This is a genomic window from Kitasatospora sp. NPDC094028 (assembly GCF_049543595.1).
Taxonomy (GTDB): Bacteria; Actinomycetota; Actinomycetes; order Streptomycetales; family Streptomycetaceae; genus Kitasatospora.
On record NZ_JBMVFA010000046.1, the window covers coordinates 24,840 to 36,038 of the forward strand.

Here is an 11,199-nt window from a genome sequence, read left to right on the forward strand (position 1 = left end):
CCCCCACTACCCCAGGCTCGTACACGCGCCCGGGCCGGCGATCCAGGCCGGGGCAGGCCTGCGGCCAGGGGCGGTGGTCCACGGATCTGGTGCACGCGAAGACCTGGGCTCGTCTCAGGTCGCCAGGCGATTCAGTCGTCGATGAAGAGGGTGTCGAGCAGGTCGCGGATCTCCCCCGTGTCTGCTCCCGGCCGGATCGTGCGGACGTTGTCCGGGTTCGATTCGACCACGGCCACCGTCCGGGCCTCGGTGGGCAGAAGGGCCAGGAACCAGGCGATGGTGTCGGCCCAGACCTCGGGGGTGCCGTCGTTCAGGACGAGGTTCCGGTGCTCGAAGTAGCTGCCCAGCCGGACCGTGCCGTCGATCTCCACCTGGAAGTCGACGTAGTCGGTGTCGCTGACGGGCGCGTGCTTGTGCCAGGTCCGCACGTCCGGGAAGCGGGTGCGCAGGTGCTCCTCGGCGTCGTCGCACGAGAGCGGCCAGGTGGTGCCTGGCGCGGCGGCGATGAAGATGGTGTCCACCGGGTCCTCTTTCGTCGGGTTGATTCAGGGCACGACGCGTTCGAGGCCTGGCGGCCCCGCCGGCAGTGCGCGGCGCGTCGGACGGCGTCGGCAAGACGAGCTCGGCCCCGCCGCCGTCCCGGTGCCAGCCAGGGTGCCCCGGCGGTCGGCGACGGCCCGGACCATCAGCAGACCCGACCGGTGGCGGCTCCAGGTTCCGACCTGCCGGGCCGACTGCGGTGGCGGTAGCGTCTGCGGACAGTGTGAGGGCCTCTGGCTCGCTGGCAGCAGCGAGCTTCGGGGCTCGGGGCAGGGGTGTTATCCGCGGACCACATCCTGGGAGCGCCCCACTGACCATCGCCTCCCCGGCACCGTAGGCCCCCGGAGCCAGTGGCACAGGCGGTACGCGTCCCGCCGTTTGTCGGGAGCTGTGGCGTCGCCCTGACACCGGCCCGGGCGCTGATGCAACAGCGCCCGGCCGGTGGGCCGGGCGCTGGGTGCCGTTCTAATAGGTGGGTTCCGGAAGAGAATCAGACCGTAGGGGGTACGGACTCGCGCTTCAGCAGCTCCAGCATCGCGGACGCCAGCTGCACGGCCTGGCGCTGGTCCATCGCGTCGAGGATCAGCTGAGCGGTCGCGTCGGGGTCAGACGGGGTCAGCCGGACCAGGATGGTTGGCATACCGTCAGCAGAAGCTTCGCGCTGGTCGGGCAGGGCGGTTGTGTAAACGCCGTTTACATCCGAGGGCCGGCCCTGCGAGCTGCGCTCCGTCTGCCGGGTCACGGCCTCGGTGTAAACGCCGTTTACACCGCCGTCAGAGCTGTCGCTCCGGGTGGCAGGCGCTGAGGCAGCGTCCTGTGCCGGCCGCTCCGTACGCTTTGCTGTCCGCGTCGCCGTCGCCGCCTTCTTGTCCGCCGCCGTCTTCCTCGCGGCCTCGGCTCGCTCGAGCTGCTCGGCAGGGGTGATCTTTCCCGATCGGGCCTCAGCACCGATCCTGCGAGCATCCTCGATGGCCAGTTCCCCGGCCCCTGCCTGCTCCTGGAGCTCAGGGGACAGATGCAGCAGTGCCAGCCGCTGTCCCACCCACGGACGCGACTTGCCGAGGGCCCGTGCCACGGCCGCTTGGTTGCCGTCGTAAACCGTGTCGAGGAGTTGCTGGATCGCCTGGGCCTCCTCGAACGGCGACACGTCCTCGCGGTGGGCGTTGGCGATCAGGGCAGCCTCGACCATGTCCGAGGCTCGCGAGACCAGGTCGTCGTTGAGGTCCACGCGCAGCGTCGTGAGCCCTGCATTCTGCGCGGCCCGCAGACGCCGGTTGCCGTCGAGTGCGACGAAGTCCGCCTCACCGATCGCTTCCGCTTGATCGGGGTGCGCGTCCAGGAAGGCGGCTCGGCTGACCACGGTGACGGGAACGATCTGCTGGCGGGTGAGGCTCTCAGCGAGTTCGCCGATCGACTCGTTGTCGATGGTCTTCCGGGGGTTGAGCGGGTTGAAGACGATCGAGGACACCGGTGCCGACGACGCACGCCTCACCCGGCCCGTCGCGTCCAGAGCCTCGCTTCGCGCCCTCACCTCATCCTCGCGGCCCGTGCCGTGGGCCAGAGCCCCGAAGGATCCTCCCCCGCCCTGCAACCTCTTGGCGATGCTCACGCGAGCCTCCGGCGGATCTCACGCATGCGCTGCGCCTGGGTGGACGTGGGTGCGTACATGAGCAGCGGCTGCTTGACGTGGACGGCCTCCCGCTGCTCCTTGAGGTCGGGAACGACGGAGACGACAGGTGGCGTTCCCAGGGATTGCCAGTTGCCGAGGGAGTGCGTGGCGACGTAGCCCTTGCGCTTGTCGAACTTGTTGACGACGAGTCCGAGCCGGTCGATGTCGACCTCGTAGTCGAGGCTGACGGTGCGGATCTGGCTGTCGAGCATGGCGTAGGCGTCCGCGGAGGAGTCCTCCGCTTCCACCGGGACGAGAACGCCGGACGTACCGGCCGCTTCGTTCTTGCGGCGGTGCCCGTAGTAGAGGCCGGCGTCCATCGCCAGGCCGAGGTTCGGGGGAGCGTCGATCACGATGACGTCGAAGTGTTCCTCGAGCGGGGCGAGGGCACGCTGCAGGCTGGTCTCGCGGGGCCCGCGCACGGAACCGAGCCGGGAGTCGAGAAGGAACGCGTCGAAGCTCGAGGGCAGCAGGCTGAGGCGGCCCTCGAAGTGCTCCGGCTCGATCGCCACGACCTGGTCGAGCAGCGAGCCCGCGACGCGGTCACGGTCGACCATGTGAGTCACCAGGCTCTCCTCGCCCGGCGGGATCTGCTTGACGCCGAGCTGCGAGGTCAGGTGGCCCTGCGGGTCGTAGTCGACGAGCAGGGTGCGCAGCCCCGGAAGTGCGGGCAGCTTCGAAGCGCCCGTGCTGGCGGGCAGGCCCAGCGCTATGGCCTGGCCCGTCCCGGCGGCGATGGTGGTCTTGCCGACGCCGCCCTTCTGGTTGCAGACGACGATTCGCCGTGTGTAGCGGGGGATCGTCAGCTCGGCGAGGGAGACGTGGTGGGAGTCGATCCACACGCGGACCGCCTGGGCGAGGCCTTGCACGAAGGAGATGCCGCGGTCAGCGCAGTCGTTCTTGAACGCTTCGTACAGGCCGGTGGGAAGCCAGGTGTTCCAGCTCTCCGCCCCGGACGTGTCGATGGTCGGGTTACTGTCTGCCGGCCGGGCGCGCCACTGCTCTACGGCCTGGGTGACGGCGTCCTGCATGTCGATGCCGAGCTGCGCCGCCCGGGTCTTGAGTTCCTGGCGGAGGGCTACAGGAAGCTTCGACGCAACCTTTTCCCGCTCGCCTCCGGAGTTTTGAGACGTCATGACGTCACCATAGTGGCGCCTGGCCGGTTTAGGCACATCCCGCACCCACGTGTCGCCCGTCCTCTCTCTTCCCCTCCGGTGTAAACGGCGTTTACACCGCCGCTTCCGACCAGGCCCCACGCCAGCCGATCCGGCGTCAGGTTCGCGGCGTGGCAAAGAAGGTTGTGGCTGCGGAGGCAGTCGAACGAGTTGACCGAGACCTGGCCGGCCTCCGGCACCGGTGCCAGCGCCCATGACCGGGTTATGGTCCTGCTGGGCTTTACCCCGCCGAGTGGACACTTCTGAGAAGCGGATCTTGGGGTCCGTGGAGAGGATGTCCTCATGGGTACTGCGAGGTACTCGGGGGAGTTCAAGCGGGACGCGGTCGCGCTGGTGGAGTCCAGCGGTCGGCGGGTCTCGTCGGTGGCACGCGAGCTGGGCGTCAACCCGGAGTCGCTGCGGCAGTGGGTCGTGCGGTCGCGCGCCGAGGCGGCTTCGAGCTCGGGCGGTGAGGGCCCGTTGACCCCTCAGGAGCGCGAGGAACTGCGCCGGTTGCGCAGGCAGGTCCGCGAGCTGGAGCCGGAGAAGGAGATCCTGCGGAAGTGTCTTGAACGGCCTCTGGCGGCCCCACTCGGACGGTTTCGCCTGGGTTCTGGCCTGACACAGCGTGACCGCGTCACACAACTTGGGCCAGAACCCACTGGACTCCGTCGCAGACAGCATCAGCCCGGGGATGTAAACCCTTGGGCCCATACAAGGTGCCGGAGGATCAATCAGTGGGTTGATGCTGCCCACCCGCCCCGCGTGACAGCTTTTCGCGCATGGACACCACGCCGATGGACACCACGCCGGTCGCACGCCGTACCGGACCGACCCGCCGCCGCATGCTGGGCGCCGCCCTCGCCCTGGGCGCCGTCGCGCCGCTGGGCCTCGCCCGCACCGCCTCGGCCGCTCCCGCTCCCGCTCCCGCATCCTCCGGCACCGGCTCCACCGCACGGCTCACCCTGACCGCTCCCACCGGCCCCTTCCCGGTGGGCATGGTGCCGCTGCACCTGCGCGACGAGTCCCGGCTCGACCCGAACGCCAGGCCCGGAAAGTTCCGCGAGCTGATGGCCACCGTCTGGTACCCGGCCCGTGCCGCAGACGCCGACGCGTACCCGCTCGCCCCATGGATGACCGACGGCGCCCTGAAGGCCCTGCTCGACGACATCGGCTTCCCGCTCCCCCTCTCGCTCGCCCCGCTCACCGCCGGCCACCAGGGCGCGCCCGTCCACCGGACCGGTCGGCCGCTGCCCGTCGTCCTCTACTCGCACGGCGCGGGCGGCCACCGCGGCGAACACACCATCGGGGTCCAGGAGCTGGCCAGCCACGGCTTCGCCGTCGTCACCGTCGACCACACCCACGATGGCATCACCGAGTTCCCGGACGGGACCGTCGTCACCCGGGACGGCGTCGCCCCCGGGCTGTACCCGAAGGACTACGCCGCCGACCTGCTCTTCCTGCTCGAACGCGTCGTCGACCTCGCCAACGGACGCAACCCCGACGTCGACGGCCGCGCCCTGCCGACCGGCCTGCTCGGCGCCCTGGACGCGCGGAACATCGGCGTCTCCGGCTGGTCCAAGGGCGGCACCGCCGCCGCCCTCGCCATGGTCGCCGACCCGCGCATCCGCGCCGGCCTCACCTTCGACGGCCGGATGGAGTCGAACCCCGCCATCACCACCGACATCGACCGGCCGTTCATGCTGATGACCGCCAACTACACCCGGGCCGCCAGCCCGTACGTCGAGACCTTCTGGGGCCACCTGCGCGGCTGGCGCCTCGATGTCCAGGCCACCGGCGCCAGGCACCCCTCGTACGGCGACAACATGACGCTGATCCCCCAGGCAGGCAGGCTGCTCGGCATGCCCGAGCAGCAGATCCAGTCCCAGGTCGGCACCATCGACCCCGACCGCTGCGTCCTCATCCAGCAGGCCTATCCGCTCGCCTTCTTCGACCTTCACCTGCGCAACCGGCACTGCGGCAATCTGCTCGACGGACCGTCGAGGGCCTTCCCGGAGGTCGTGTACCACCCGTAGGCCCGGTACGGCGGCGGGCGGCCGCCACGGGGGTACGGCCGCCCACTGCCCGCTAAAGCAGCCCGAAGAGGCGGCCGAGCGGTAATCGCTCGACCACCCCTTCGCGGCCTGCCCTTGTACTCGGCGGTGCCCGCGTCGCTGCCGGAGGGGTTGTAGAGCAGGTAGGCGGAGGGGTGAGCTGGCACTGGCACGTGGCGGAGCCGTCGCCCGCGCCGTCCCAGTTGTCCGGCTTGGTGAGCGCCCCGCCGCTGGAGTCGAGGTGGATGGCGCCCGCGGCGGCCCTCGCGGCCGCGTTGGCGACGGCGTCGACGGCGATCTGCTCCGGCGACGCGACCAGCTGCGGGGCGGCGGCGAACCGCTCGATGCGAATGCGGCGGCGCAGCGGGACCAGGACGTGGTGGGAGGTCTGGTCGGTGAGGAGGGCGGCGAGGGTGCCGGCGGCCAGGGCGAGGGTGATGCGGGTGTCGGTGGTGCGGGCCGTGAGGGCGCGGTAGGCGGTGAGGCCGGCGGCGGCCGCGGCGGCGACGGGGGCGGCCGAGTCGGCGGTGTCGACGACGGCGCGCAGCGTGCGGGTGCGCAGGTCGGTGGTCATGGGGGTCCGTTCGTTCGGTGGTGCCGGGTGTGGGGTGGGGTCAGCTGTTGTGGGGCCAGTAGCGGACGGGTCGGCGCAGGTGGTGGGCGTGGTCGATCTCGGCGCGGGTTCTGTCGCCGATGTAGCCGCCGGGGGCGACGACGAGGACTTCGTCGGTGAGGACGAGCTGGCGGGGGTAGCGACCGGCCGTCTCGGTGATGACGCCGTCCACGGTGACCAGGCTGAGGTCGGGGGCCGCGGTGAGGCGGGACAGGTTGTCGGTCATGCCGGAGTCCTCCTTGCTGGGGATGTGGTCTGCGGGTTGGGGTGACCGGGCAGCCGCGCCGGTCCCGGCGGGGCCGACCGCTGGGTGCGGTCGGGGTCCGGGGTCGGCGGCGGCGGTCCGCTCGGGGCGGGTCAGGCCGGGGCTGCGGGCGAGGCGGCTGTTCGCACGCCCGGCCGCCGGGCTCGGCCCTCGGCCGGGGCGGGCAGCGAACGGCCCCCAGCTCCGGGAGGAGCAGGGGGCCCGTTGGTCCGGTGGTGGGCTGTCAGGCTGTGGTTTCGACGGCTTCAGCGATGCGGCCGGCCTTGCGTGTCTTCCGCTTGTCCCACCAGGTCTCCGCGTCCCAGTGGGTGGCGTAGGTCAGGAGCAGGTAGGACGCCGTGGTACCGAGGGCGAGGATCCCGTGGGCCCAGCCCCACTCGGTGGCCTTGAGGCTGGCGCCGATGCAGTTACCTCCACCGATGGCACTGCAAAGCGTGACGATGACGCAGGCGGCCAACAGGGCGAATTCAGCATCTTCGGTAAGGCCGGCGCGGACGCCGTGGTGGATGGTGTAGCGGACGTGGAGGCCCAGCACGGTCAGTTGGACGGCCCACAGGGCCAGGAGGAGGGCGATGACGCCGGACAGGGTGACGAGGTAGTGCATCGGGGTCCCTTCGTGAGTGGTCCGGGCGATTTTCGGGAGCGGTGCGGCGCCCGGTCCCGGAGTTGGTGACTTTCGACCGGTTCGGGTGACGGCTGACCTCGCTGGGCGGCCCGGTAGTGCTAGTGGGGCGGGAGGACCGCCCGGCGGGATGGGAGTGCGGCCGGTCGTCCGGTAGTCAGCGGGCGAAGACAAAAACGACGAGCAGCACCGGGCTTCTTTGGGTCAGCGGGTGTGGGCCGGCTCGAGGTACGCGGGGGAGGTGGCGGTGATGCGGTCGACGGAGTTGAAGCCCTCGTCGAGCAGCTGGTCGGCGGTGGGCAGGTGGCGGTGCTGCTCGGCCAGGACGTGGTCCGGTACGACGCGGCTCCGGCCCGCGTTCTGGCGTCGGCACAGGTCGAAGGGCAGGTCGAACAGCACCGCGGCGGCGGGGCGCTGCCAGTAGCGGGCGCGGGCGAGCAGGTGGGCGCGCACGTGCGGGAGAAGTCCGGTGGAGTCGACGATCACGGTGAGGCCGCGGGAGAGGCGGGCGTCCAGGAGCAGGTCCTGGATCCGGGCGGCGACCGGAGTGGCGGACTGGTCGGCGGCGTTGTCGGTGGCCATCTCGCGGTAGGAGTCGAGGTTGAGCCGCCAGGAGGCGGGCCAGCGGTTCCGCGCGAAGGTGGACTTGCCGGCGCCGGACAAGCCGACCAGAACGACGACGGTGCCGGGGTCGTAGGTGAAGTTCACGGGTCTCCTCGGATCGGTGGCGGTTCGGGTGGTGGCCGGGCGGGCCGGTCCCGTCCCCGGGGTGCGAACCACCCCGCCGGACTGGGTACCGGGCGGGCGGTGCGATCCGGGGGCGAGGCCGGTCGACGGAACGTCAGCCGATGAGGGCCAGGACCGCAACGGCCGCGAGGGCCAGGAGGGTGAGCAGCGCGTTCGACGGGATGTTGACGCAGTTCTTGAGCTGTTCGATCTGGGCGGTGATGGCCTCGCATTCGCTGAGCAGCTGGGTGTGGGAGGCGGAGCCTTCGGGCATGTTGGCGAGTTCCTCGCTGAGGGGGCGGCGGGCCTGGCGCAGGGCGGCGATCTTGTCGTTGCGGTTCAGGGCGATCAAGAGGTGGTGGCCCTTTCGGGAACGGGTCGGTAGGTGGTTCGCAGTGCGGGACGATGAGGGCGGGCCGCGGACGAGACCGGCCCGCCGGGCACGTGGTGCCCGAACCGGCCCCGGGGTGGTTCGTGCATCCCGGGGCCGTCTCGTGTGGTTCGCGGTTCGGGCGGTGAACCGGTTCGCGAGTCGCCGGAATCCAGTTCGCGGTTCGCGGAATCCGGTTCGCGGTCCGCTGTCAGACGCCGACGCTGCTCGCGGTTCGCCGAACCGGGTTCGTGAACTCCCTGCGGGCGTCCGCGAGACGGTGGTGCGCGGTGGTCTTCTTCATGCCGGTGGTCGTCATAACGAAGTCGAGGTCGACCCTGTCGTAGCCGTGGGTCTCGATCAGTTCGAGAACCTGCTGAACCTGCTCGGCCGCGGCCTGCTGCGCGGCGCTGCGCCGGTTCGAACCAACCCCGGCGGCGGGGCTTTGCGGCTGGTCGGGGGCGGTTCGCGGCTCGCCGTCCGCCCCGGCCGGTTCGCCGGTCGACGCGGGGCGGTTCGCGGCTTCCAGCTCGCGGCGCGCCCCCGGTTCGCCGGTGCGCGCCGCGGGCAGGGCATGGTTCGCCGAACCGCCGGACCGGTTCGGGGTGCGGTTCGGCGAACCGACGCGGGTGAGGCGAACCGCGAACCGCGGGATCGCGGCCGGGTTCGGCGAACCGGTCAGCGCGACGGCGAGGCTGGAGTTCGGGATGCGGGGCAGTGCGCGAACCGGCACCCAGTCGCCGACACCGATCGCGGCGGCGACGAACCGGCGAACCGGGCTGAGGCCGGTTCGCCGAACCAGTTCGCGGTGGTTCGCCGCCGCGGTCCAGGCGAGCTCCACCGTGGACAGAGACTCGTCGGTGATCGCCAGCGACCACGCGGTGAAGGAGTGCGCGGGGTAGCGGACCCAGCGGATCGCTCCGATCCGCGGCCGCACCCGGGCGACCAGGCCCTCGTCGCGCAGCGCCTTGCGGTGGATCAGGCTGGCGTACAGCTCCCACAGCACGATGCCGACGATCGACATGGCCGCGAAGGAGACGGCCTTCGGCGTGGTGTGCCAGTAGGTCACCTGGTCCATCCACCGGCCGGTCACCGGATCGAGCGTGCGGCCGACCACTTCGCCGGAGGCGTGCCAGAAGTTCATCAGCGCGGCTCCCGCCGCGAACGCCCAGGTGCTGACGCGGTACAGCGTCCCGGCGTCACCGGCCTTGCGGGCCTGGTGGTACATCCACGCGGTGAACGCGGTGGACAGCTCCCACGCCGCGGCGAACAGGATGGTGAACGGCGCGACCCACCCGAGAATGTCGTGCGCGAAGCCGGCCTGACCGGTCCAGGCGACCGCCATCGGCGCGGTGATCGGCACGACGACCAGCAGCCGCTCGCTGTTGGCCCGCACGAAGGCCTTGAACCGGCTGGTGACGCTCACGCGCCCGGCCCGCTCAGCCGCCCGGGCCTCCCGCTTGAGACGGCGGCGCTCCAGCTTCCTGGCCGTACGGCTCGTGGCCTGCTGCAAGGTCCTCTGTGCGGCGACGTGGGCGAGGCCGGCCCGGTCGTTGGCCTCCCGCGCCTTAACCTCCAGCTTCTGCGCCTTGTCCAGCGCCTTGGCGGCCTCGGCCCGGTCCACGGCGGCGGCCTCCTCGGCCTCCTTGCGGATCCGGGCAACCTCCCGCCGGACCTCGCCGCGGACCCGGTCCGCCTCCGCGGCCACCTCCGTACGCCGACGCTCCGCGTCCTGCTCGGCCTCGTCCCGGATCCGGTCGGCCTCAGCCACCGCACTGGTGCGGACCTCACGGGCCGCCGCCGTCGCCTGGTCGATCTCCCGGTCCGCCCTCTCCCGCAGCCCGCGGGCTTCGCCGCGCACCCGGTCGACGTCGGCCTGAGCGGCCCGCCGCATCTCCTCCGCCGAACTACGGGCCTCGACGAGCAGACCGTCCGCCATGGCGCGGGCCTCCGCGAGCACGGCGGCAGCCTGCTCGGCGGCGACCTGACGAACCTTGGCCGCCTGCCGCTCAGCCTGCTCGCGCAGCTGGGCGGCCTCACGCTGCGCCTGGTCGCGGATCCCCGCGGCCTGCTGGCCCGCCGTCAAGGTCAGCGCATCGGCGGCCTGCCGCGCCTCTTCGCGGAGGCGGTCGGCCCCGACCCGGGTCTCGCTGCGCACCACCTCGGCCTGCTCCTTGGCGGCGCGGGTGAGGGCGGCCGACTTCTGCCCGGCTTCGGCGAGGATCGCCTCGGCCTGCACGGCGGCGGTCGCGAGGATCTCCTGCGCCTGCTGGTCGGCTTCGGCGAGGTGCTGCAGGGCGCCCTTTTCGGCGTCGGCCTGGATCGACTGTGCTTCGGCGAGGGCCTCGGCGCGGAGGTCCTGGGCGTGCTGCTCGGCGCCGGTAAGCAGCGCCTCGGCCTGTTCGGCGGCGGCGGTGCGCAGCTGTTCGGCCTCGGCCGCCCACTGCTGGGCGGTCGCCGTCTCCCGGCAGGCGGTTGCGGCGGCCTCGGCAACGATCCGGTCGGCGTCGTGCTCGGCCTGGGCGCGGACGGCGGCGGCGCGCTGCTCGGCGTCGGCCAGCAGTGCCGCGGCCCGCTGGGTGGCTTCCTCCAGCAGGTGGTCGGCCGCCGCCTGGGCGTCGGCGTCGGCTTCCTCGCGCTGTTCCCGGGCGTACTGGAGGATCAGGTCGGCCTGGTCGTTGGCCCGGTCGAGGATCCGCCGGACCGCCCGGTCGGCACGCTGCGTGACCAGCTCGACCTCGGCGGCGGCGTCCGCGCGCAACTGCTCGGCCTCGGCCGCCCACTGCGCGGCGGTGGCCCGCTCGTGGCCGGCGGTGACGGTGGCGCGCTCCAGGACGGCGAGCGCGTGCTCCTCGGCGAGGGCGAGGAGGTCGGCGGCGCGGTCGGCGGCGTCGGCCAGGACCGGGTCGGCGGCCGGGCGGGCCGAGAAGGTTGCGGGGACCTCGGCCAGGGGCTTCGCCGGGGTGCCAGCGGGGGTCTGCGGACGGGGCTTGGGGGCCTTGGCGGTGGTCTTCTTGGCGGCACCGCGGGTGCGCCGGGGAGTGGTGCGGGCCGTGGTCATGGCCGGCTCTCCTGTCAGGCTCGGTCACGTTGGGTGGTGGTGGACGGGGTGGTGCCGGTGGGTCGGTCGATGGGCCGTCTGCGGGCCGGATCGGGGCCTGCGGGCCGGTTTTCAGGGGGGTCTGG

General features: G+C 72.1%; 10 protein-coding genes and 1 pseudogene. 2 read left to right on the forward strand and 9 right to left on the reverse strand.

Annotated elements, in window-relative coordinates; genetic code table 11:
* Nucleotides 1–131 precede the first annotated feature (131 nt).
* The 3 genes from ACPC54_RS38260 to ACPC54_RS38270 all read right to left on the reverse strand — a co-directional run bounded on the left by ACPC54_RS38260 (nucleotide 132) and on the right by ACPC54_RS38270 (nucleotide 3,345).
* Entirely contained in the window at nucleotides 132–521 is a 390-nt protein-coding gene (locus tag ACPC54_RS38260; protein ID WP_498971683.1) for a hypothetical protein, read from the reverse strand.
* Nucleotides 522–1,030: 509 nt separating this feature from the next.
* The gene (locus ACPC54_RS38265) at nucleotides 1,031–2,149 is read right to left on the reverse strand and encodes a ParB/RepB/Spo0J family partition protein (protein ID WP_498971685.1); all 1,119 of its coding nucleotides are present in this window, start codon (nucleotides 2,147–2,149) and stop codon (nucleotides 1,031–1,033) included.
* Nucleotides 2,146–3,345, reverse strand: a complete 1,200-nt coding sequence (locus ACPC54_RS38270; RefSeq protein ID WP_498971687.1) for a ParA family protein — start codon at nucleotides 3,343–3,345, stop codon at nucleotides 2,146–2,148. The genes ACPC54_RS38265 and ACPC54_RS38270 overlap by 4 nt, the downstream gene beginning before the upstream one ends.
* Nucleotides 3,346–3,666: 321 nt before the next feature.
* Between ACPC54_RS38270 and ACPC54_RS38275 the strand changes: the two are divergent.
* Both ACPC54_RS38275 and ACPC54_RS38280 read left to right on the forward strand, forming a co-directional pair.
* A pseudogene (locus ACPC54_RS38275) lies at nucleotides 3,667–3,879 on the forward strand (transposase); the annotation flags it as partial.
* Between the two features lie 266 nt (nucleotides 3,880–4,145).
* Complete coding sequence (locus tag ACPC54_RS38280; protein WP_498971689.1) at nucleotides 4,146–5,399, forward strand: alpha/beta hydrolase family protein; 1,254 nt, start codon at nucleotides 4,146–4,148, stop codon at nucleotides 5,397–5,399.
* A 52-nt stretch (nucleotides 5,400–5,451) separates the two neighbouring features.
* Here ACPC54_RS38280 and ACPC54_RS38285 read toward each other — a convergent pair whose 3' ends face one another.
* The 6 genes from ACPC54_RS38285 to ACPC54_RS38310 all read right to left on the reverse strand — a co-directional run bounded on the left by ACPC54_RS38285 (nucleotide 5,452) and on the right by ACPC54_RS38310 (nucleotide 11,074).
* Nucleotides 5,452–5,991: a hypothetical protein gene (locus ACPC54_RS38285; RefSeq protein ID WP_498971691.1), complete on the reverse strand. Its 540-nt coding sequence runs from the start codon at nucleotides 5,989–5,991 to the stop codon at nucleotides 5,452–5,454.
* Nucleotides 5,992–6,031: 40 nt separating this feature from the next.
* Complete coding sequence (locus ACPC54_RS38290) at nucleotides 6,032–6,256, reverse strand: hypothetical protein (protein ID WP_498971692.1); 225 nt, start codon at nucleotides 6,254–6,256, stop codon at nucleotides 6,032–6,034.
* 262 nt (nucleotides 6,257–6,518) lie between these two features.
* Nucleotides 6,519–6,899 (reverse strand): hypothetical protein, encoded by a 381-nt coding sequence (locus ACPC54_RS38295; protein ID WP_498971694.1) that lies wholly within the window; start codon nucleotides 6,897–6,899, stop codon nucleotides 6,519–6,521.
* 222 nt (nucleotides 6,900–7,121) lie between these two features.
* Entirely contained in the window at nucleotides 7,122–7,625 is a 504-nt protein-coding gene (locus tag ACPC54_RS38300) for an AAA family ATPase (protein WP_498971695.1), read from the reverse strand.
* Nucleotides 7,626–7,758: 133 nt separating this feature from the next.
* The gene (locus ACPC54_RS38305) at nucleotides 7,759–7,995 is read right to left on the reverse strand and encodes a hypothetical protein (protein ID WP_498971697.1); all 237 of its coding nucleotides are present in this window, start codon (nucleotides 7,993–7,995) and stop codon (nucleotides 7,759–7,761) included.
* A gap of 229 nt (nucleotides 7,996–8,224) precedes the next feature.
* Nucleotides 8,225–11,074 carry a coiled-coil domain-containing protein gene (locus ACPC54_RS38310; RefSeq protein ID WP_498971699.1) on the reverse strand — a complete coding sequence of 950 codons (2,850 nt, stop codon included), beginning with the start codon at nucleotides 11,072–11,074 and terminating at the stop codon, nucleotides 8,225–8,227.
* Between the last annotated feature and the right edge of the window lie 125 nt (nucleotides 11,075–11,199).

What these genes read in the sequence shown, in the direction of transcription:
- ACPC54_RS38285 (WP_498971691.1), bottom strand. Translation starts at nt 5,991, where the DNA reads ATGACCACCGACCTGCGCACCCGCACGCTGCGCGCCGTCGTCGACACC.
- ACPC54_RS38295 (WP_498971694.1), bottom strand. Translation starts at nt 6,899, where the DNA reads ATGCACTACCTCGTCACCCTGTCCGGCGTCATCGCCCTCCTCCTGGCC.
- ACPC54_RS38310 (WP_498971699.1), bottom strand. Translation starts at nt 11,074, where the DNA reads ATGACCACGGCCCGCACCACTCCCCGGCGCACCCGCGGTGCCGCCAAG.
- ACPC54_RS38280 (WP_498971689.1), top strand. Translation starts at nt 4,146, where the DNA reads ATGGACACCACGCCGATGGACACCACGCCGGTCGCACGCCGTACCGGA.
- ACPC54_RS38290 (WP_498971692.1), bottom strand. Translation starts at nt 6,256, where the DNA reads ATGACCGACAACCTGTCCCGCCTCACCGCGGCCCCCGACCTCAGCCTG.
- ACPC54_RS38270 (WP_498971687.1), bottom strand. Translation starts at nt 3,345, where the DNA reads ATGACGTCTCAAAACTCCGGAGGCGAGCGGGAAAAGGTTGCGTCGAAG.